The organism is Streptomyces sp. JLYT201, from assembly GCF_059448825.1.
Genome location: NZ_CM182551.1, coordinates 8,217,073 through 8,237,507, shown reverse-complemented (window position 1 = coordinate 8,237,507; position 20,435 = coordinate 8,217,073). Strand labels below are relative to the sequence as shown.

Sequence of the window (20,435 nt, the reverse complement as noted above, 5' to 3'; positions counted from 1 at the left end):
CTCACAGGGGCGTCGCCGCCCGCAGCACGAGCACCATCGTGACCGCCGCGTTCGCCGACGACATCGCGGAGACGGCGGTGCCGCCCGCCGCGCACCACAGGGCGAGCCCCACCCCCGTGAACAGCGAGGGGCGGGTGCGCGCGGCCGGGGCGGGCGCGAGCAGCGCGGCCACCCGGCGCGGCACCGGACCCGCCGCGGCGAGACCCGCGAGGCCCGGCGCGGGGGCGCGGCCCGCCAGCAGGGCGGCCTTGCCGATGGCCCGCGCGACCGCGCGCCGGTCCCGCACCACCCGGGCCGCCTCCTCGTCGGCCCACCGCTCGACCGTGTAGGCGGTGGCCGTGCGCAGCGGCACCAGGAACGGGTTGGCCCGCGCGGCCAGCTGCGTCACCAGCAGGAACCGGTGGTGGCGCGCGGCGAGATGGGCCCGCTCGTGCGCGAACAGGGCCCGCCGCTCGGCGGGACCGAGCCGGTCGAGGAGGGCGCGCGTGACGACGACGCGGCCGGATCCGGAACGGCCGGGCGGTCCGGGCAGTGCGTACGCGTAGGCCGCGCCGTCGGCGGCGTCACCGAGGACCGCCACCGAAGTGCCCTTGAGGCCCGCGACGGCCCGCGCGGCCCGGCGGCGCACCGCGAGGTGCCGCCACACCGTGCGGCCCACCGTCGCGCACACGGCGAGCAGCGCCGGGATCGCGGCCGCGCCCGCGACCTCGTCGTACGGCAGGGCGGCACGGACCTCGGGGTCGGACCAGGCGTCGGGCAGCGGATTGCCGGGCAGCTGGGCGGTGCCGACGACCATGAGCAGGGCCAGGCACAGGGTGCTGCACAGGGCCATCACGGCGGCGAGGGGCGCGAGCAGCCGGGTCGCGGTGCGCGGGTGCAGGTGCTGCGCGGCGAGCCGGGCGACCGGCCAGGCGGTGAGCGGCAGGACCAGCGGCAGATAGACGAAGAGCCCCATGCGTACGGTCAGCCCTCCGCCGCCGCGCCGCCGATGTCGCCGATGCCGCCGGTATCAGCGGTGTCGCCGGTATCAGAGATGTCGCCGGTATCAGAGATGTCGCCGGTGTCGCCGAGCAGTTCGCGCAGCAGGCGTTCGTCGGCGGCGGACAGGGTGGTCACGAAGCTGGCGAGCACGGCCCCGCGGTCGCGCTCGCTGTCGAGCACCTTGCGCATGCGCAGCGCGGCGAGGCCCGCCTCGTCGGCGGTGGACCGCCAGCGGAAGGAGCGGCCCGCGCGCTCCCTGCTCACGACGCCCTTGGCGAGGAGCCGGGTGAGAATCGTCATCACCGTGGTGTACGCGAGGTCGCCGCCGACACGTTCCTGCACCCAGACCGCGCCGACCGGGCCCGGCGCCTCGTGCAGCGCCGCGAGCACCTGGGCCTCCAGCTCGCCCTGGCCCCGCCTGCGCGGGCGGTGCTCCCGCCCGTCGCCGTCCTGCCGCTCCATGCCGTGTCCTCGCCTGCCGTCGTGACGACGGCGCGCGCTCGGCCCGCCGTCGGCGCTCCGCACGCGGCACGCCCTGTCGGGCACGTCACCGGGGGAGCGCCACATCGTAACGGCCGCAGTGGGCAGGAGGCCTCCTGGGCGCCGGTACGGCCGCCGCAGCAACTTCTACAGTCATGTAGATTCTAATTCCCGGTCCGGTCACGGACGGGGCCGGTTTTCCAACAAGGACCATCTCCGCAGAGGACCACAGGAGGACACCGTGGGAGTTTCCCTCGCCAAGGGCGGCAACGTCTCGCTGAGCAAGGAGGCGCCCGGCCTCACCGCCGTACTGGTCGGCCTCGGCTGGGACGTGCGGACCACGACCGGCACGGACTACGACCTCGACGCCAGCGCGCTGCTCTGCGACGCCTCGGGCAAGGTCGTCTCCGACCAGCACTTCGTCTTCTACAACAACCTCACGAGCCCCGACGGCTCCGTCGAGCACACCGGTGACAACCTCACCGGCGAGGGCGAGGGCGACGACGAGGCCGTCAAGGTCAACCTGGCCACCGTCCCGGCCGACATCACCAAGATCGTCTTCCCGGTCTCCATCCACGACGCCGAGAACCGCGGCCAGAGCTTCGGCCAGGTCCGCAACGCCTTCATCCGCGTCGTCAACCAGGCCGACAACCAGGAGATCGCCCGCTACGACCTCTCCGAGGACGCCTCCACCGAGACCGCCATGGTCTTCGGCGAGCTCTACCGCCACGGCACCGAATGGAAGTTCCGCGCCGTCGGCCAGGGCTACGCCTCCGGCCTGCGCGGCATCGCCTCGGACTTCGGCGTCAACGTCTGAGAGCGCCGCCGCCCGGCACCGACGCCGTCTGCCCGAAGGACGCATCCGCGTCCTTCGGGCAGACGGCGTTCAGGAATCACCGCGCCCCCGACGTGGTTGCGGCAGTCAGACCGACCATCGCCCAGGAGGCCCCCATGTACGGCGACCCCGCCACCGTCCGCAAGATCCTCACCCAGCTCGGGGACACCTGGGCGGTCGTGGGGCTCTCGTCCAACCAGGAGCGGGCGGCGTACGGCGTCGCGGAGGTGCTGCAGCGGTTCGGCAAGCGGATCGTGCCGGTGCATCCGAAGGCGGAGACGGTGCACGGGGAGAAGGGGTACCCGTCCCTGGACGCGATCCCCTTCGAAGTGGACGTCGTGGACGTCTTCGTGAACAGCGAGCTCGCCGGGGCCGTCGCCGACGAGGCGGTGGGCATCGGCGCCGATGCGGTCTGGTTCCAGCTCGGCGTCGTCGACGAGGCGGCGTACGAGCGGACGCGCGCGGCCGGCGTCGACATCGTGATGGACCGGTGCCCCGCGATCGAGATCCCGCGGCTCGGCCCCGCGCCGCGCTGAGCCCCCCGGGTCAGAACTCCCGCGCGGGCCAGCCGAGGAGGCGTGCTCCGATCACCGCTGTCTGGAGGGTGTAGCGGTGCATCGGGTCGGCGGGGTTGGTGCCGGTGAGGCGGTGGATGCGCTCCAGGCGGTAGGTGAGGGCGCGCACGCTCAGGCTGAGGCGGCGGGCGGCCTGCGCGGCCACGCAGCCCGCGTCGAAGTAGACGGCGAGGGTCTCGATGAGCGGTTCGGCGCCGCCCCTGGCCGCCCGCAGCGGGCCGAGGGTGTTCAGGACCAGGTCGGCCATCGCCTGCCGGTCGCGGGTCAGGACGGGGTAGACGAGCAGGTCGGCGGCGCGCAGGACCGGCTCGGGCAGGCCCAGGCGCGCGGCGAGGTCGAGGGCGCTCAGGGCCTCCTCGTACGACTGGACGACGCCGCCCGCGCCCGGCTGCGGGCGGCCGACGGCGACGCGGCCGCCGTCCGTCGCGGCGTGCGCCTGCTTGGCGAAGAAGTCGAGGACATCCTCCTGGTCGGCCGTGGTCACGCAGACCAGACGGCCGTCCTTGGTGGCGAGCAGCGGGCTGCGGTCACCGAACCGGCCCGTCAGCGCCCGCTCCACCTCGCGCGGGGCGTCGTCGCCGTCCTCGTAGGCACGATCGCCCTGGGCGACGGCGACCGCGTGCGCGAGGGACAGGCGCAGCCCGAACCGCTCCGCGCGCTCGGCGAGCAGCCCGAAGTCGCTCCGCCCGTGCAGCAGGTCGTCGATGAACTCCCGCCGTGTGGCCTCCTCCTGACGGATCGCCAGGCGCTGGGCGCGCTCATAGCCCTCGGCGAAGGCGTCGACGGCCTGCTCGACGGCGGCGAGGACGGCCTCGGCGGACACGGGCGGCGCGGCCCCCGGCACCCCGTGCGCGCGGGGCGCGGCGCCGAACGCCCGGGCCCGCGCCAGGTGCGCGCCCACCAGCGCGCGCAGCCCGTACCCGGCGTCGGCCGCGCGCTCGCCGAGGGCGCGGCGCGAGTCCAGCTCGTCGCGGGTCAGGCCGCGCCCGGTCGCGGAGGCGTCGGCGAGCAGCCGCGTATAGCCGTCCAGGAATTCATCCGGTATGTCCCGGCCCGTCATGTACGCCCCCGATGTTCCGCTCGGCCCTCCCCGCCTTTCTAACGCATGGACGCGCGGCGGCAGGCACGGGGGTGGGGCGGTGGTGGATTCCGCTCCCACCCTGCTGACCAGGGGCAACCTCGGCATGACAGGGGCTCAGGCGCAGTCGGCGCAGGGCCAGTCGGGGCCTGCGGAGGACCGTTTCCGCGCATGCTCGTGCGGGTGCGGCGGGCGTGGCGGGCGCACCCCCGGAGTCAGCGGCACCGCCGCGGGGGCCGCCCAGAAGAAGGCGCCGGACTCGTCGTACGCGTACAGCACCGCGCTGCTGCCGGGGGCGAGGGCCGCGGCCGTCCCGGACGGGTCCCGGCGCACCTCCACGACCAGCACGGCGCCCTCGCGCGTGGTGATGTCGGCCTGGCCGGAATCCGCGCCCACCCCGCCCGCGCGGACCCTGCCCACCGAGCCGACGAGGTCCCGGGGCGAGGGCCCCGGCGTGCCGGCGGAGCACCGCGCGCGGGCGCGGACGAGCACCCGGGTCACGCCCCAGCCAACGCCCGCGGACGCGAGCAGCAGGCCGAGGTCGACCGCCGCGTGCGCCATGCCCGTCAGGCCGGCCCGCGTCATCGCCACCGAACCGGCGACACCGGTCACCCAACCGCCCAGGGTGAACAGCGAGGCCGCCACGGAGACCGGCACTCCCCCGAGTCCCACGACGTCCAGGTCGGCGTCCTCGTCGAAGCTGTCCGCGCGGGTGACACCCACCGCCACGAGCAGCCAGAAACACACGACGACGGCCAGGGCCGAGGTGAACACCACCCCTGGAAAGCCCACCACCGCGCCGAACAACTCCCCCATGCCCCCGCCCCCTTGACCGGTGGTCATCCGGGGGTCGTCCCCACTCGGGTGCCGGACCTCGTTTCCGTGATCCGGCACCCGGGCCTCGCCCCCCGTTCCTGCCTTTCCATCCTGACCTGTCCGGACGCCTCGGCGCACTGCCATTTTCCGGCAATCTTTATGCTTTCTTGATGCCGAGCGGGGTCCTCTTGACAGCCGGGGTACGGCAACTTGACAGCCGGGGTACGGCAACGTCGCGGCGCGGGGCGAGGTCTTACGGAACGGTGACACGGGCCGGTGGCACCGGCCCGCGGCCCTGTCGGCTGCCTAGCGTGGACGGCATGCGGGTACTGGTCACCGGCGGAGCCGGGTTCATCGGAACACACCTCGTCGACGCGCTGCTCGAACGCGGCCACGACGTCGTCTCCTACGACGCGCTCCTGGCGTCGGCGCACTCGGGCCCGCCGCGCGCGGCCCGGCCCGGCGAGCGGCTCGTCGTCGCCGACGTACGGGACGAGGCGGCCGTCGCCCAGGCGCTGCGCGGGGTCGACGCCGTCTGCCACCAGGCCGCCATGGTGGGGCTCGGCAAGGACTTCGCGGACGCGCCCGCGTACGTCGGCTGCAACGACCTGGGCACGGCCGTGCTCCTCGCCGCGGCGGCCCGGGCCGGGGTGCGGCGCCTGGTGCTCGCCGGGTCGATGGTCATCTACGGGGAGGGGCGGTACGCGTGCGCCCGCCACGGCGTGGTGCGGCCCGGGCCGCGCGCCGAGGCGGACCTGGCGGCGGGCCGCTTCGAGCCCCTCTGCCCGCTGTGCGGCGACGACTTGACACCGGGCCGGGTCCCCGAGGACGCCCCCGCCGACCCGCGCAACGTGTACGCGGCGACGAAGCTCCAGCAGGAGCACCTGTGCGCCGTCTGGGCCCGGACCACCGGCGGCCGCGCGGTGTCGCTGCGCTACCACAACGTGTACGGGCCCGGCATGCCCCGCGACACCCCGTACGCCGGGGTGGCGTCCCTGTTCCGGTCCGCCCTCGCCCGGGGCGAGGCGCCGCAGGTCTTCGAGGACGGCGGGCAGCTGCGGGACTTCGTCCACGTACGGGACGTGGCGTCGGCGGCGGCGACCGCCGTCGAGGCGGACATCGCGCCCGGGGTGCTCACCGCGTACAACACCGGCAGCGGGGAGCCGCACACCGTCGGCGAGATGGCCGAGGCCCTGGCCCTGGCCCACGGCGGGCCCGCCCCGGTGACCACGGGCGCCTACCGGCTCGGCGACGTGCGGCACATCACGGCGGACTCGGCCCGGCTGCGCAGGGAGCTGGGGTGGAAGCCGATGACGGGCTTCGCGGCGGGGATGCGGGAGTTCGCGGGGGCGCCGCTGCGGTAGGCGCTTCGCCGGGCCGCCGGCCGGGGCCCGCTACACCGCCCCGGCCGGTGGCAGGACCACCTCGAAGCGGCAGCCGCCGGAGACGTTGCGCACGGCCGCCCGGCCCCGGTGGGCCTCGACGATGCCGCGCACGATGGCGAGGCCGAGCCCGGCGCCCGCCGGCGGGGTCCGCGCGTGCGTCCCCCGCCAGCCCATGTCGAAGACCCGCGCCAGGTCCTCCTCCGGGATGCCGCCGCATTCGTCCGTCACCGACAGGACGACGCCGTCGTCGGACCGCTCCGCCGTGACGGCGACCGTGCCGTCCGCGGGCGTCCTGCGGATCGCGTTGATCAGCAGGTTGCCGAGGACCCTGCTCATCTCCTTGCTGTCGACCTCCACCGGCACGGCGTCGATGCGCTGCCCCACGAGGCGTACGCCGTGCTCGCGCGCGAGCGGGTCGGCCCCGGCCAGGGCGTCGCCCACCAGGTCGTAGACGGAGATCCGCGCGCGCGTGAGCGCGAGGGCCCCGGCGTGGATGCGGGAGAGTTCGAACAGGTCGCCCACCATGCCGTCCAGGCGCTCGACCTCGGTGCGGATCTGGCGCAGATAGCGGTCGGGCTCGGCGGCCACGCCGTCCTCCAGGGCCTCGGCCATGGCGCGCAGGCCCGCGAGCGGGGTGCGCAGGTCGTGCGAGATCCAGGCGACGAGGTCGCGGCGCGAGCTCTCCAGGGCCCGTTCCCGCTCCCGGGACTCGGCGAGGCGCGCGCTGGTGTGCTCCAGCTCCCGCGTGAGCGCGAGCAGCTCGGCCGTGGTGGGCGCGGCGGGCGCGGCGAAGCTGCCGCCGGTGCCGAACGAGCGGGCCGCCCGCGCCAGGTCCCTGCTGCGAGCGACCACCCACCGGCCGAGCAGGAGGGCCGTCGCGAACGACACGACGGAGGCCATGGCGACGACGACGGTGACGACGGTCAGGTCGTGCGGGGACAGGAACATCTGCCACGCGACGGCGAGCGTCCCGGCGAGCATGGCCGTGACGGCCACCGCGACGACGACGGTCAGGGACACGACGAGCGAACGGTGGCGCAGCAGCCGCAGCACACCGGCGCCGAGCAGTCCGGCGGCCACCGCGCCGAGGAAGGCGTACAGGGCGATGAGCAGCATGTCGGTCACGCGCGCGGACCGCCTTCGCCGCGCGCCGGGCCCGCGGCCGCCCCCGAGGGCCCGGCCCCCGGTTCGCCCGGCCTCCCCGGCGCGTCCGGCTCAACCGGCTCGTGCGGCTCTCCCGGCGCGGCCTGCTTGTTCGAGTCGCCCGGCTCGTACGGCTCCCCCGACTCGTACGGCTCCCCCGGCGTAGCCTGCTCGTCCGGATCACCCGTGTCGTCCGACCCACTCAGGCCACCTGGCCCACCCTGCCCCCTCAGGTCACCCGGCTCACCGGTCCCACCCGGCTCGCCGGGCTCGCCGGGCTCGCCGGTTTCCAGTCGGTATCCGACCCCCCACACCGTCCGGATCAGCCGCGGCGCCCCGGGGTCGTCCTCCACCTTGCCGCGCAGCCTGCGGACGTGGACCGTGACCGTGGACAGGTCACCGAAGTCCCAGCCCCACACCTCACGCATCAGCTCCTCCCGGCCGAAGGCGCGGCCCGGGTGCCTCAGGAAGTACGCGAGGAGGTCGAACTCGCGTACGGTCAGGGCGAGTTCGGCACCGTTCTTGGTGGCGCGGCGCGCCGCGGGGTCGAGGGCGAGGGCCCCGGCGCGCAACCGCGCGCCCGGCCGCGGCGCGGGGTCGGCGGCGCGGCTGCGGCGCAGCACCGACTCGACCCGCAGCACCAGTTCGCGCGGGCTGAACGGCTTGGTCACGTAGTCGTCCGCCCCTATCTCCAGGCCCAGGATGCGGTCGTCCTCGTCGCCCCGCGCGGTCAGCATGATCACCGGTACGGGGCCGCGGGCCCGCAGGCGGCGGCAGACCTCCAGGCCGTCCATGCCGGGCAGCATCAGGTCGAGGACGACGAGGTCGGGCTCGCGCGCCGCCGCGCCCTGGAGCGCGCCGGGGCCGTCGACCGCACGGTCGACGGCGTACCCGGCGCGCTCCAGGTAGCCGGTGACGACTTCGGCGACGGTCAGGTCGTCGTCCACGACGAGGACGCGCGCGCCGGTGGCTGGTGGTGGGTTCCGCATGCCACCAGCGTCGCACCACGCGTCCACGGGTGCGGACGGCGTGAGGCCCGGCAGCCTCGACGTCCGCGTTTCGTAAGGACCTGAAGCCCTTTTTGTCCGTTTCTGCTTCGTAGGGTGAGGGCCGTGACTCACCCTTCCTCCGACTCCCCGGCCCCGGTGGAGCGCCCCGTTCCGCCCGCCGACATCGTGCTGCCCTGTCTGGACGAGGCCGCGGCGCTTCCGTGGGTGCTCGCCCGCGTTCCTGCGGGCTGGCGCGCGATCGTCGTGGACAACGGCTCCACGGACGGCTCGGCGGACGTCGCCCGCGCGCTCGGCGCGACCGTCGTGCACGAGCCCCGGCGCGGCTTCGGCGCCGCCTGCCACGCCGGGCTCGCCGCCGCCGACGCGGACGTCGTGTGCTTCTGCGACTGCGACGCCTCCCTCGACCCCGGCCTGCTGGTGCCGTTCGTCCGCGACGTCGCGGCGGGCCGCGCCGACCTCGTCCTGGGCCGCAGGCGGCCCCAGGCGCGCGGAGCCTGGCCGCCGCACGCCCGCGCGGGCAACCTCGCGCTCTCCCTGATGCTGCGCCGCCGCACCGGTCTCGCCCTGCGCGACCTGGGCCCGCTGCGGGCGGCGCACCGCACGGACCTGCTGTCCCTCGACCTCACCGACCGGCGCAGCGGCTACCCGTTGCAGATGGTGGTGCGGGCCGCCGACGCGGGCCTGCGGATCGAGGAGCGCGACGTGCCGTATCTGCCGCGCGTCGGCGCGTCCAAGGTCACCGGCACCTGGCGGGGCACCTGGCAGGCGGTGCGGGACATGCGCCGCGTCCTCGCCGAACCTCCCCTCGCGCCACGGCCGCGCGGCCCCCGCGCGGCGGGCACGCGATGACGGCGCGCACGGGGCCCGCCACGCTCCTGGTCATCGCCAAGGCTCCCGTTCCCGGCACGGTGAAGACCCGGCTCACCCCGCCCTACACGCCGCAGGAGGCCGCCCGGCTCGCCGAGGCCGCGCTCGCCGACACCCTGGACGCCGTGCTCGCGGCTCCCGCGCGGCGCAGAGTGCTCGTGCTCGCCGGGGAACCGGGCCCCTGGCTGCCGCCCGGCATCGAGGTGGTGCCGCAGGCCGCGGGCGGGCTCGACGCGCGCCTCGCCGCCGCCTTCGCGGGCTGCGCGGGGCCGGCCGTGCTCATCGGCATGGACACCCCGCAGGTGACGCCCGCGCTCCTCGCGCCCGCGCTCGCGGCCGACGCCCGGCGGGACGCCGACGCCTGGTTCGGGCCCGCTGCCGACGGCGGGTTCTGGGCCCTCGGGCTCGCCGAGCCCGACCCGGACCTGCTGCGCGGGGTGCCCATGTCCACGCCGACGACCGGCGCCGCGCAGCGCTCCCGGCTCACCGGGGCGGGCCTGCGGGTGCGCGACCTCGCGGTGCTGCGGGACGTCGACACGGCGGCCGACGCCGCCCACGTCGCGGCCCTGGCCCCCGGCACCCGGTTCGCCGCCGCACTGGCCCGGCTCGACCGGTCGGCCCGGACCGGCGGGACGACCCGGCTCGACGGAACCGCCCGGACCGGCGGGACGGCCCCGATCGACGGGGCGGCCCGCCGATGAGCACCGTCGTACCGCCGCCGCCGTGGGGTGCCGACCTGTACGAGGAGGCGCTGCGCGCCGGGCGCGGCCCGCTGTTCCTGCGCCGGGCCGACGGCTGGCTGCTCCCGCTCGACGTGGAGCGCTGGTGCGCGGCGCCCGATCCGGCCGACCGCTCGGCGCTGCGCCGCTGCGCGGGGCCCGTCCTCGACATCGGCTGCGGCCCGGGCCGCCTGGTCGCCGCGCTCGCCGCCGGAGGCCACCGCGCGCTCGGCATCGACGTCAGCGAGGCGGCGGTCCGGCACACGCTGCGCCTCGGCGGCTCCGCCCTGCGCCGGTCGGTCTTCGACCCGCTGCCGGGCGAGGGCCGGTGGGGCACCGCGCTGCTCATGGACGGCAACGTCGGCATCGGCGGCGACCCGGCCGCACTCCTCGCCCGCGTGGCCGAACTCCTCGCTCCCGGCGGCCTGTTGATCGCCGAGGCGGCACCGGTGGACGTGGACGAGCGCGTCCGTGTCCGCGTCGACGACGGCACGGGGCGCGCCGGGCCCGGGGGTACGTTCCCGTGGGCCCGGCTCGGCACGGCCGCGCTGGTCGGCCACGCCCGCCCGGCGGGACTGCGCCCGGCCGATCAGTGGACGGCCGACGGCCGCTGCTTCGTGGCCCTGCGGCGCCGCGCGGCCCGCAGCGCGAGCCACAGCGCGGAGCCCGCGAAGAGGCCCGCCGTGACCAGCAGCCAGCGGGCCAGGAACACCTCGGCGGGCAGCCCCGTCACCCGTTCGTAGCGCGGTACCTGACGGGTGATCAGCGGGAACCACACCAGCAGGAGCAGCAGCGACAGGGCCGCCGGGACCCGTACGAACGCGGTCAGGTTCCGGCGCCGCCCGCCCAGCGCGGCCGTGACCGCCCGGTCGGCGGCCGCGTACAGCGGCGCGAGCAGGAGGTCGTGCAGCAGCGCGGCGCCGACGAACCACACCGCGACCGCCGTCCAGTCGTCGCGCAGCAGCCGCACCCCCGCGTACCCGGCGAGCGCGAACGAGGCGAGCAGCAGCAGGAGGTGGCAGGGGCCCGCCCCGTACCGGCGGCGCGCCGCCCCCGCCCACCGACCGCCCACGCCCGGCCATCGGCCGCCCGCGCCCGGCCGCCCGGCCGTCGGCCTGCCCGTACGCCTCCCGAACCCGCTCATACCAGCTCCCCGAAGGTCATCCGCGCCACCCACTTGGTGTTCAGTACGCCCGGTGCGGCGGGCACGATGACGCGTGCCGGGTAGCCGTGGTCGGGGGTCAGGTCGGCGCCGTTGACGCGCAGGGCGAGCAGCGAGCGCGGGTCGCGGACCTGGTTGTCGCGCAGCGCGGCGCGGCGGAAGGCGCCGCGGGTCTGCAAGGACTCCACGAGGACGCCGGGCGGACCGTCCCCGCCCTCCTCGTACCCGACGAGCGCGGCCAGGTCGCGCAGCCGGACGCCCTGCCAGGCCTGGTCGGACGTCGACCAGCCCTCCACGCACGCGATGGGCAGGTCCGCGCCGTGCTGCGGCAGGGCGAGCAGATCGGCGCGGGTCAGGCGCACGGTGCGGCCCCGGCCCACAACGTCGAGCCGCCAGCCGTCGACGAGGTCACGGCGCCCCAGGCCCACCGCCGCGGCCGTCTTGTTGACCTGGAACGCGCCGGGTCCGGTGCCCGGGTCCCGGCCGCCGTGCGGCGCGAACAGGGCCGTGGCGCGCGGCCAGCCGTCGAAGCTCTGCCCCGCCGTCGTCGCGAACAGCAGCAGCGAGCCGCCGCCGACCAGGCCGAGCGCGCCCCGCCGGGACACGGTCGGCTCGGCGGGCCGCTCGGCCACGAGCCCGGCGCCGCCGTCGGGTTCCGGGCCGCTCGTCCGCAGCTGCGCCCGGAACCCGCGCTCCCGCAACACCCGTACGGTCCGCGGCAGTTTCAGGGCCACGTGCGCGACGAACCCGGCGAAGAACACCCACGCCCCGTAGAAGTGCAGGGGGTAGAACGAGCCCGGGAAGACGTACTCCAGCTGCACGTTCAGGATGCCCGTGGCGAACTCGAACAGGGCGCCGCCCACGAGCAGCAGCAGCGAGAGGCGTTCCAGGGCGTGCCCCACGGACCGCACGGGCGGCAGCTCGAACAGCTTCGGGAGCACCGACCACAGCTTGGCGAGCAGCACCGGCACGAGCGCGATGCCGACGGTGACGTGCAGGCCCTGGGTGAGGCGGTAGAGCCAGTGCGGACGGGTCGGCCAGGGGAAGAGGTAGAAGCCGAGGAGTCCCTTGTCGGGTGTCTTGTCGTTGACCGGCGACAGGCCGGGGTTGTACGCGGCGTAGGACAGCAGCCCGGTGACGAACAGCAGGGTCATCCCGACGAGGAGCACCACGCCGAGCACGGAGGTGAGCCAGGGGCCGCGCAGCGGGCTGCGCCACACGCCGGCCGACGCGCGCTCCACCGCCTGTCGTGCGGTCCTGGTGGCCGGCGGCTTCGATGGTTCGCCCATGGGTGTGTCCTCGCTGGTCGGCACGGTGCGGATACGTCGCTTCGCGTCGACCGTAGGACCGGTGGGCGGCCCGGCGGGGGCTGCGACGCATGACGAAACGCTGACGGTGTCCGGTGCGTCCGAACGGAGCACACGAGGACGGCGGAAGATCTGACGGTTCCGTGACGGAGGGCGGCGCGGCGGCCCGCGCGCGCCCCCTGCGGCCTAGCGTGCCAGCGTGAACCACCCCGAACGACGTACCCCCGGCCCCCGCCGCGATCTGCTCGCCGCCGGGCTCGCCGCCCTCCTCGTCACCGCCGCCGTCGTGGTCGGACGGGCCGTCGAGAGCTCCGACGGCAGCCTGCACGTCAACTGGCCGCCGCTGTACGCCGACTGGGATCCGCACGTCGGGCCCGGCACCCCGGCGGCGCTCGCCGTCGCCGTCGCCGTCGTCAGCCACGGCCCGGTGCTCGCGGCCCGCCTGCCGTGGCGGGCGCTGCTCGCCGCGTCGTGGGCGGCGTCGACGGCGTGGATCTGGTCCCTCGCGCTCGTGGACGGCTGGCACCGGGGCGTGGCGCGGCGGCTCACCACGAAGTACGAGTACCTCCAGGTCATCGACCGCTTCGCGGACATCCCGGCGACGCTGCGGGACTACACCCAGTACATCCTGCTCGGGGAGCCGGGCGCGTACCACTGGCCCGCGCACACGGCGGGCCATCCGCCCGCCGCCCCGCTCACCTTCGTCCTCCTCGACCGGATCGGTCTGGGCGGCGGCGGATGGGCGGGCGCGTTCGTCATCACGGCGGGCAGTACGGCCGTCGTCGCCGTACTGATCACGTTGAAGGTCCTCGGGGACGAGGCGAGCGCGCGCCGGGCGGCGCCGTTCCTCGTGCTCGCTCCGGCCGCCGTGTGGATGGGCGCGTCGGCGGACGGCTACTTCGCGGCCGTCGCGGCCTGGCTGACCGCGCTGCTCGCGCTCGCCGCGACGCGCGCGGTCCGCCGCCCCGCCCTCGCCGCCTGCGCCGCGGGCCTCCTCTACGGCCTGCTCTGCTATCTGTCGTACGGCCTCACGCTCTTCGCTGTGATCGTGGCCGGCGTCCTCGTCCTGGCCAGGACGCTCCGCCCGCTGCCGTACTTCGTGGCGGGCGCGCTCTTCGTCCCCGCGGTGTTCACCGCGTTCGGCTTCAACTGGTGGGAGGCGTACCGCCTGTTGGTGGAGCGCTACTACCAGGGCGCGGCCGGGGTGCGCCCCTACTGGTACTGGATCTGGGCCAATCCGGCCTGCACCGTGCTGACCGTGGGGCTCGCGACGGTGGCCGGGCTGCGCCGGGCGGTGGGTTCCTCACCGGGCGCGGTGCGCCGTCTGCGGGCCGGGACGTCCACGGCGGCGGACCGCGTCGCGGGCCTTGCCCTCGCGGCCCTCCTCGCGGTGGCGGTCGCGGACGTCTCGGGCATGAGCAAGGCGGAGACCGAACGCATCTGGCTGCCGTTCGCCCTCTTCCTGCTCGCGGGACAGGCGGTCCTCGCCCTGGCCCTCAATCACGTGCTGTTCACAGGCTGGTGAAACCCGATCGGACTTCCGCGTCCCGGTCGGCCTCCGGGGTTCCGGTCGGCTTTCGGGACCGGACCCCGGTCGGCCTTCGGGGTCAGACTTTCTCGAACTCCACCTTGAAGATGTTGTACTCGTCCCAGAAGAAGACCCACGGCTCGCCGTTGCGGAACGAGGCCCGCTTCTCGTTGTAGTTCGAGACGAGTTCCTTGTCGTCGGTGAGCCGGAAGCTCGATGCCCCGGACCAGCTGTAGAAGCCGCCGTATCCGTTGTTGCTGACCGACAGATACCGGCCCTCGCCTGGAACCTTGTAGTAGGTCACGCCGTTCCACTCGTAGAATTCGAGGGTCAGCGGGTCCTGGCTGATGATGGCCCAGTTGTCGCCGTTCCTGTTCAGATAGCCCTTGAACGTACCGCTCGGGTAGGAGAGCTTGATCCGGAACTGGCCCGTCATGAGGGCACTCTGCGGCCGCGTCGCCAGGGCCTGGGCGAAGGTGCCTTCCGCGGGGGATATCGCGTCCATCGACCGTCCTCTCGTCGTGTTTTCCGGCACGCTGCTTGTGCTGATTTTCGACGTGAGCTGGACAGTGAATCGAACGTCACTGGAATGGTGATTCTGCCGTCAACCAGCGGGTGCCGCCAGAGGAATATTCCGCCATTGCGGACGGATCTCGGCGGGGCTTCCCGAATGATCGGGGCGCGAACGATTGAGGGTGCGGTTACGCCGTTCCTGAGCCGTTGTGCCTGACATCCGTGGGGCGCGGGACGCCCACGGGAAAGGGAGGTGCCCCTCGGGCGGGCCCTAGTGCGCCGGGCCGAGCGGAAGTCCCGGCACCGGACGACAGCCCGTGACCGCGGTCCAGGCCGCCTCGGCCAGGCCCTTGCGGTCGCTCCCGTACAGCGGAGCGTGTGCCAGGATCCGCACGCTCAGGCCCCGCGCCCCCACCACCCTGCGCAGCGACGTCCCGAACCCCTCGTCGCCGAGGAACGCCGCCGCCGTGCTTCCCGCCCCGCCCGCCTCGTACGCCACGGTCACCGGGCGCACCGCGGCCCCCGCGTCCACGGCCGCCTGGAACGCCGCCCGCCGGAACCGGCCGCCGGAGACCGAGCACCAGGTCGTGGCCTGGGGGAAGACGAGCACGGACCGCCCCTGGGCGAGCGTCTTGGCCAGCTCCTCCACCATCAGGGGGAGTTCGCGGCGGCCGCCCTCGCGGTCGATGAACTGCGTGCCGAGCCGCCGCGCGAGCGTCCCCACGAGAGGCCACCGGCCCACCTCCCGCTTGGCGACGAAGGCGACGGGCTCGACGGCGAGCAGCGCCACCACGTCCAGCCAGGAGATGTGGTTGGCGACGACGAGCGTGCCCGCGCCCCCGCCGGGGACGGTCAGGGGCACCGGCCCCGCGTCGAGCCGCACGCCGAGCGCCCGGAGGACCCGCCGCGCCCGGACCCGTACGGCGTCGCCGTCGACGAGCCGCTCCCCGAGGGCCAGGCTCCGCCCGAGCTCGTGCCCGAGCGCCGCGTACCGCCGCGCGGCCCCGACGGCGCCCACGCGGGAGTCGGCCCGCAGGGCGCAGGTCCGCGGACAGCCCGCGTCCACGGACCAGGGGTTCACACGGACCCCCGGGATCCCTCGTCGCCGAGGAAGAAGCGGCGGTGGCGCTCGTTGAGCCGCTGGGTGTCGAGCACCACGAAGAAGTCGGCGGAGTCGAAGTCGGGGTCGTGCGCGGGCGCCCCGCACATCCAGGCCCCCAGGCGCAGATATCCGCGCAGCAGCGGCGGCAGGTCGGCGTACGTCGGCCGGTGTCCGGCGCGCTGCTCGGGCGGTGTCCACGGCCGGTGCGGGTGGACGCGCAGCTCGGGCGGCGAGGCGTGCTTGGCGGTGCCGAGCAGCCAGGCGCTCGCGGCCGCGGTGCCGCCGTCGGCCAGCGGCACGGAGGCGCAGCCCGCCAGATAGCGGTGGCCGGAGAGCAGGACGTAGCGGGCGAGCGCGGACCACATCAGGTTGATGACGGCGCCGGAGCGGTGGTCGGGGTGGACGCAGGACCGCCCGGCCTCGATGGTCGCGGGCCGCAGCGGGGCCAGGGCGCTCAGGTCGAACTCGCCCGCCGAGTAGGAGAGCTCGCCGCGGCCGGGCGGGATGAGCCGGTAGGTGCCGACGACGGCGCCGCTCGTGGTCTCGGTGACGATCAGATGGTCCGCGAGCGCGTCGAAGGCGTCGATGTCGTGTCCGGGCAGGGGCGTGTCGAGGGCGGCGCCCAGTTCCTCGCCGAACACCTGGAAGCGCAGGCGCTGGGCGGCGCGGATCTGCTCCTCGGAGTGGGCGATGGAGGGGACGTAGGCGGGGCGGGTCCCGGAGGTCCGGGCGGGGGCCGGGGCGGGCGGGGGCGCCGACGGGGTCGTGGGCGTTGCGGGTGTCGTGGGTGTCGCGGATGTCGTGGGTGTCGCGGGCATGACAGTACGTTCTCCGTTCGACGGACGATCTCGACGGGGACGGACGAGGGCGGACGGGGACGACGGGCCTGAGGACGACGGGCCTCAAGGCGGGGGCTTCGAGGGGAGGGCCACAAGGGCGGCGGTCCAGTGGGAAGGCTTCGAGCTGGTCCGGGGAAACGCTTCGTTGAACTGCGACGGAAGGGAACAGGCGGGGCACCCACTCAGCACGGTGACCGCCCCGGCTGAACTGCGCACGAGGTCCGCGCGGCGGATCGGGCCGACCCTCGTGAGCATCAGGTGAACGGCGTCCGCCGCCACGCGTCCCGGCTCCCGCCCCTCGGCGCCCGCCGCCCGCCGCCACGCGCCCTGACTCCCGGCCCCCTCGGCTCTCGGCCCCCGGCCCCCGGCCCCCGGCCCCCGGCCCCCGGCCCCAACGCCCCGTACCGCGACGAGTCGCTGTCCCGTACAAAGAGTTCCGGACGCCCGAGGGAGGATGGAGCCCCGCATGCCGCACCCCCTGCCCCTGACCGGCATCACCGTGCTGAGCCTCGAACAAGCCGTGGCCGCGCCGTTCGCCACCCGCCAGCTCGCCGACCTCGGCGCGCGCGTGATCAAGGTGGAGCGGCCGGGCGGCGGCGACTTCGCCCGCCGCTACGACACCACCGTGCACGGCCAGGCCAGCTATTTCGTCTGGCTGAACCGCTCCAAGGAGTCGATCACCCTGGACGTGAAGTCCGCGCACGGGCAGGAGGTGCTGCGCGAACTCCTCGCGCGGGCCGACGTGTTCGTGCAGAACCTCGCGCCGGGCGCGGCCGCCCGGCTCGGCCTCTCGGCCGCGGAGCTCCAGGCCCGCCACCCGTCCCTCGTCACCTGCGCGGTCAGCGGCTACGGCACGTCCGGGCCCTGGGCCCACCGCAAGGCCTACGACCTGCTCGTGCAGTGCCAGACGGGTCTGCTCTCGCTCACCGGAACCCCGGAGGAGGCCGTGCGCGTCGGCATCTCGGTGGCCGACATCGCGGCCGGGATGTACGCGTACAGCGGCATCCTGTCGGCGCTGTACACGCGGGCGACGACCGGCCGGGCCCCGGCGGTCGAGGTGTCCCTGTTCGACGCGCTCGCCGAGTGGATGAGCCAGCCCGCGTACTACACCCGCTACGGCGGCACCCAGCCGCCGCGCGTCGGCGCCCGGCACGCGACGGTCGCGCCGTACGGCGTGTTCACCGCGCGCGACGGCAAGGAGGTCCTGTTCTCGGTGCAGAACGAACCGGAGTGGGTGGCGCTGTGCCGGGTGTTCCTCGGCCGCCCGGAGCTGGCCGACGAGCCGCGCTTCGCCACGGGTCCGGCCCGGGTCGCGCACCGCGAGGAGCTCGACGGGATCGTCGCGGCGCGGTGCGCCGAGCTGGACGGCGAGGAGGCGGCGGCCCTGCTCGACGCCGCGAACATCGCCCACGCGGGCGTCAACTCGGTCGCCGAGTTCCTGGAGCACCCCGTCCTGACCGAGCGCGGGCGCTGGCGGGAGGTGGGCCTTCCGGGCGGCGCGCCCCCGATGCGCGCCCTCCTGCCGCCCGCCGGGCTCTCGGGGGTGCGCCCCCGCATGGGCCCGGTGCCCGCGGCGGGCGAGCACACGGAGAAGATCCTGGCCGAACTCGGGCGCGGCCCCGACGGCCGCGCCCGGCCGCGCGCGCGGGGCGCGACCGGCACGCCGCGCCCCGAGGGGGCGGGCGCGTGAGCGCGCTGGACGGCCTGCCGCCCGCCGAGCGTCTGGCCGTCGCCACGGTGCGGGACTTCGTGGACCGGCGGGTCCGGCCCGTCGTCCGCGACCTGGAGCACTCCGACACGTATCCCGAGGCGCTCGTCGAGGAGATGAAGCGGCTCGGCGTGTTCGGGCTCGCGGTCCCGGAGGAGTACGGCGGGACACCCGTGTCGACGCCGTGCTTCGTCCTGGTCACCGAGGAGCTGGCGCGCGGCTGGATGAGCCTCGCGGGCGCCATGGGCGGCCACACCGTCGTGGTGAAGCTGCTGCTGCGGTTCGGCACCGACGCGCAGCGGGCGCGGTGGCTGCCGCGGCTGGCCACCGGCGAGGTCCGCGCGGCGATGGCCCTGACCGAGCCGGACGGCGGCTCCGACCTCCAGGCGCTGCGCACCGTGGCCCGCCGCGACGGCGCCGGGTACGTGGTGAACGGCGCGAAGACCTGGATCACCAACGCCCGCCGCTCCGGCCTGTTCGCCCTGCTCTGCAAGACCGACCCCGAGGCCGAGCCGCGCCACCGGGGCATCTCCGTGCTGCTCGCCGAGCCCGGGCCCGGTCTGACGGTCGCGCGGGACCTGCCGAAGCTCGGCTACAAGGGCGTGGAGAGCTGCGAGCTGCTTTTCGAGGACTTCCGCGCGGGCCCGGACGCGCTGCTCGGCGGGGTCGAGGGGCACGGCTTCGGCCAGATGATGCACGGCCTGGAGACCGGGCGCCTCCAGGTGGCGGCGCGGGCGCTCGGCGTGGGCCGCGCCGCGTTCGAGGACGCGCTGCGCTATGCCCAGGAGCGCGAGGCGTTCGGCAAGCCCATCTGGCGCCACCAGTCCGTCGGCAACTACCTGGCGGACATGGCGACGTCGCTGACGGCGGCGCGTCAGCTCACCCTGTACGCGGCGCGCGCGGCCGACGCGGGGCGCCGCGCCGACCTGGAGGCGGGGATGGCCAAGCTGTGCGCCTCGGAGACGGCCATGAGGATCGCGCTCGACGCCGTGCGCGTGCACGGCGGGCACGGCTACTCGACGGAGTTCGACGTCGAACGCTACTTCCGCGACGCCCCGCTGATGATCGTCGGCGAGGGCACCAACGAGATCCAGCGGAACGTGATCGTGCGTCAGCTCATCGGCCGCGGCGGCCTGGAGTGACGCTCAGGCCGTGCCGAGGCCGTCGATGAGCACGGCGTTCGGCAGGTCGGCGAGCGCCTTGCCGGGCACGATGAGCTTGCCGCGGCGGCTGCCGCTGCCGATCAGGACGTGCGGAAGCGCGGCCACGGCGGTGTCCACGAGCAGCGCCCAGCCCGCGGGCAGGCCGATCGGCGTGATGCCGCCGTACTCCATGCCGGTCTCGCCCACGGCGGTGTCCATCGGCGCGAACGACGCCTTGCGGGCGCCCAGTTGGCGGCGCACGGCGCCGTTCACGTCGACGCGGGTGCCGGAGAGGACCACGCACGCGGCGAGCGTGGTCTCGCCGCCGCGCTTCCCGGCGACGACGACGCAGTTCGCGGACTCCTGGAGCAGCTCGGGGCCGTAGTGCTCCACGAACGCGGCGGTGTCCGCCCACTGCGGCTCGGTGTCGACGTGGATCAGCTCGTCGGCGGGCACGGGCCCGCTCCAGGCGCGGACGGCGTCGGCCACGGGGGCGACGAGCAGGTCGAGGGCCTGCGGGGCGGGGCGGACGACGTCGAAGTTTCCGAGAGGGGCGCGCATGTCCGCACCGTAACAGGGCGGTTCGGCCCGGCCGGGGCCGGGCGCCGCGCGGCGGCGGGCCCTCAGTACGACCCGGCGTGCGCGGGCGGGACCGCCACCGACATGGTCATCTCCACCGGCTCGGCGCCCTTGTTGTGGTAGCCGTGCGGGACGTTGGCCTCGAAGGTCGCCGAGGACCCGGCGGGCACGAGGTGCTCCGCGCCGTCCACGACGAGGGTGAGCTCCCCCGCCCGTACGTGCAGCAGCTCGATGGTGCCGGGCGGATGCGCGTCGGAGTCGCTGCCGTCGCCGGGCATCAGGTGCCACGACCACAGCTCGAAGGGGCCGCGCGCCTCGGCGCCGACGAGCAGCGTGGTGCTGGAGCCCTCGTCGGTGGACCACATCCGCACCATCTGCTCGGGCGGCACGACGCGCACGTGCGGCCCCTGCTCGTAGTCGAGGAGCGTGGTGATGCTGATGCCGAGGGCGTCGGCGAGCTTCACGGTGATGCCGACGCTGGGGTTGGTGCGGGCCTGCTCGATCTGGATGATCATGCCGCGGCTGACCCCGGAGCGGGCCGCGAGGGCGTCGAGCGTGAAGCCCCTCTCGCCGCGCCAGCGCTTCAGGTTCCGCGCGAGCGACTGCGTGAGCTGGTCGAGATCCGACACATTCCGTCCAATATTTTGGATGACAGGGTTCACTGTA

At 75.2% G+C, this 20,435-nt stretch carries 20 protein-coding genes and 1 pseudogene; 9 read left to right on the top strand and 12 right to left on the bottom strand.

All coding sequences use genetic code 11. The features are described from left to right. Position 1 precedes the first annotated feature (1 nt). Both AC5WAM_RS35195 and AC5WAM_RS35190 read right to left on the bottom strand, forming a co-directional pair. Complete coding sequence (locus AC5WAM_RS35195) at positions 2–955, bottom strand: M48 family metalloprotease (RefSeq protein ID WP_495519977.1); 954 nt, start codon at positions 953–955, stop codon at positions 2–4. 8 nt (positions 956–963) lie between these two features. After that, positions 964–1,443 carry a BlaI/MecI/CopY family transcriptional regulator gene (locus AC5WAM_RS35190; protein WP_495519976.1) on the bottom strand — a complete coding sequence of 160 codons (480 nt, stop codon included), beginning with the start codon at positions 1,441–1,443 and terminating at the stop codon, positions 964–966. A 259-nt stretch (positions 1,444–1,702) separates the two neighbouring features. On the opposite strand from AC5WAM_RS35190, the gene AC5WAM_RS35185 reads away from it, so the two are divergent. Then, a complete protein-coding gene (locus AC5WAM_RS35185; protein WP_138958390.1) occupies positions 1,703–2,278 on the top strand; it encodes a TerD family protein in 576 nt (191 codons plus the stop codon). 134 nt (positions 2,279–2,412) lie between these two features. Next, entirely contained in the window at positions 2,413–2,832 is a 420-nt protein-coding gene (locus AC5WAM_RS35180; protein ID WP_495519975.1) for a CoA-binding protein, read from the top strand. 10 nt (positions 2,833–2,842) lie between these two features. Here the strand turns inward: AC5WAM_RS35180 and AC5WAM_RS35175 are convergent, their stop codons facing one another. Together AC5WAM_RS35175 and AC5WAM_RS35170 are read right to left on the bottom strand one after the other, a co-directional pair. Next, positions 2,843–3,931 (bottom strand): PucR family transcriptional regulator, encoded by a 1,089-nt coding sequence (locus tag AC5WAM_RS35175; protein WP_495519974.1) that lies wholly within the window; start codon positions 3,929–3,931, stop codon positions 2,843–2,845. Between the two features lie 135 nt (positions 3,932–4,066). Further along, positions 4,067–4,765 carry a hypothetical protein gene (locus AC5WAM_RS35170; RefSeq protein WP_495519973.1) on the bottom strand — a complete coding sequence of 233 codons (699 nt, stop codon included), beginning with the start codon at positions 4,763–4,765 and terminating at the stop codon, positions 4,067–4,069. Between the two features lie 320 nt (positions 4,766–5,085). On the opposite strand from AC5WAM_RS35170, the gene AC5WAM_RS35165 reads away from it, so the two are divergent. Continuing rightward, positions 5,086–6,129 (top strand): NAD-dependent epimerase/dehydratase family protein, encoded by a 1,044-nt coding sequence (locus AC5WAM_RS35165; protein WP_495519972.1) that lies wholly within the window; start codon positions 5,086–5,088, stop codon positions 6,127–6,129. Positions 6,130–6,159: 30 nt separating this feature from the next. Here AC5WAM_RS35165 and AC5WAM_RS35160 read toward each other — a convergent pair whose 3' ends face one another. Both AC5WAM_RS35160 and AC5WAM_RS35155 read right to left on the bottom strand, forming a co-directional pair. Beyond that, positions 6,160–7,275 carry a sensor histidine kinase gene (locus tag AC5WAM_RS35160; protein WP_366795326.1) on the bottom strand — a complete coding sequence of 372 codons (1,116 nt, stop codon included), beginning with the start codon at positions 7,273–7,275 and terminating at the stop codon, positions 6,160–6,162. A gap of 305 nt (positions 7,276–7,580) precedes the next feature. Beyond that, positions 7,581–8,282, bottom strand: a pseudogene (locus tag AC5WAM_RS35155) (response regulator transcription factor); the annotation flags it as partial. A gap of 123 nt (positions 8,283–8,405) precedes the next feature. Here AC5WAM_RS35155 and AC5WAM_RS35150 point away from each other — a divergent pair. From AC5WAM_RS35150 to AC5WAM_RS35140, 3 genes are read left to right on the top strand one after another with little or no spacing between them, the layout of a single operon-like run. Beyond that, complete coding sequence (locus AC5WAM_RS35150) at positions 8,406–9,152, top strand: glycosyltransferase family 2 protein (protein ID WP_495519971.1); 747 nt, start codon at positions 8,406–8,408, stop codon at positions 9,150–9,152. Next, positions 9,149–9,871: a TIGR04282 family arsenosugar biosynthesis glycosyltransferase gene (locus AC5WAM_RS35145; protein ID WP_495519970.1), complete on the top strand. Its 723-nt coding sequence runs from the start codon at positions 9,149–9,151 to the stop codon at positions 9,869–9,871. Before AC5WAM_RS35150 ends, AC5WAM_RS35145 begins: the two co-directional genes overlap by 4 nt. Beyond that, positions 9,868–10,632 carry a class I SAM-dependent methyltransferase gene (locus AC5WAM_RS35140; protein ID WP_366795322.1) on the top strand — a complete coding sequence of 255 codons (765 nt, stop codon included), beginning with the start codon at positions 9,868–9,870 and terminating at the stop codon, positions 10,630–10,632. The genes AC5WAM_RS35145 and AC5WAM_RS35140 overlap by 4 nt, the downstream gene beginning before the upstream one ends. Before the next feature lie 397 nt (positions 10,633–11,029). Here the strand turns inward: AC5WAM_RS35140 and AC5WAM_RS35135 are convergent, their stop codons facing one another. After that, a complete protein-coding gene (locus AC5WAM_RS35135) occupies positions 11,030–12,340 on the bottom strand; it encodes a molybdopterin-dependent oxidoreductase (RefSeq protein ID WP_495519969.1) in 1,311 nt (436 codons plus the stop codon). A gap of 217 nt (positions 12,341–12,557) precedes the next feature. Between AC5WAM_RS35135 and AC5WAM_RS35130 the strand changes: the two genes are divergently transcribed. Then, a complete protein-coding gene (locus AC5WAM_RS35130) occupies positions 12,558–13,883 on the top strand; it encodes a hypothetical protein (RefSeq protein ID WP_495519968.1) in 1,326 nt (441 codons plus the stop codon). Positions 13,884–13,965: 82 nt separating this feature from the next. Here the strand turns inward: AC5WAM_RS35130 and AC5WAM_RS35125 are convergent, their stop codons facing one another. From AC5WAM_RS35125 to AC5WAM_RS35115, 3 genes are all read right to left on the bottom strand, one after another. Continuing rightward, positions 13,966–14,391, bottom strand: a complete 426-nt coding sequence (locus AC5WAM_RS35125; protein ID WP_366795319.1) for a hypothetical protein — start codon at positions 14,389–14,391, stop codon at positions 13,966–13,968. 279 nt (positions 14,392–14,670) lie between these two features. Continuing rightward, the gene (locus AC5WAM_RS35120; protein ID WP_495519967.1) at positions 14,671–15,480 is read right to left on the bottom strand and encodes a lysophospholipid acyltransferase family protein; all 810 of its coding nucleotides are present in this window, start codon (positions 15,478–15,480) and stop codon (positions 14,671–14,673) included. Continuing rightward, the gene (locus AC5WAM_RS35115) at positions 15,477–16,319 is read right to left on the bottom strand and encodes a GNAT family N-acetyltransferase (RefSeq protein WP_495519966.1); all 843 of its coding nucleotides are present in this window, start codon (positions 16,317–16,319) and stop codon (positions 15,477–15,479) included. Before AC5WAM_RS35115 ends, AC5WAM_RS35120 begins: the two co-directional genes overlap by 4 nt. Positions 16,320–16,806: 487 nt before the next feature. On the opposite strand from AC5WAM_RS35115, the gene AC5WAM_RS35110 reads away from it, so the two are divergent. Both AC5WAM_RS35110 and AC5WAM_RS35105 read left to right on the top strand, forming a co-directional pair. Further along, positions 16,807–18,030: a CaiB/BaiF CoA transferase family protein gene (locus AC5WAM_RS35110; RefSeq protein WP_495519965.1), complete on the top strand. Its 1,224-nt coding sequence runs from the start codon at positions 16,807–16,809 to the stop codon at positions 18,028–18,030. After that, a complete protein-coding gene (locus AC5WAM_RS35105) occupies positions 18,027–19,190 on the top strand; it encodes an acyl-CoA dehydrogenase family protein (RefSeq protein WP_495519964.1) in 1,164 nt (387 codons plus the stop codon). The genes AC5WAM_RS35110 and AC5WAM_RS35105 overlap by 4 nt, the downstream gene beginning before the upstream one ends. Before the next feature lie 3 nt (positions 19,191–19,193). Here the strand turns inward: AC5WAM_RS35105 and AC5WAM_RS35100 are convergent, their stop codons facing one another. Together AC5WAM_RS35100 and AC5WAM_RS35095 are read right to left on the bottom strand one after the other, a co-directional pair. Then, positions 19,194–19,751 (bottom strand): YbaK/EbsC family protein, encoded by a 558-nt coding sequence (locus AC5WAM_RS35100; RefSeq protein WP_366795314.1) that lies wholly within the window; start codon positions 19,749–19,751, stop codon positions 19,194–19,196. 62 nt (positions 19,752–19,813) lie between these two features. Continuing rightward, positions 19,814–20,398 (bottom strand): helix-turn-helix domain-containing protein, encoded by a 585-nt coding sequence (locus AC5WAM_RS35095; RefSeq protein ID WP_030678512.1) that lies wholly within the window; start codon positions 20,396–20,398, stop codon positions 19,814–19,816. Positions 20,399–20,435 lie beyond the last annotated feature (37 nt).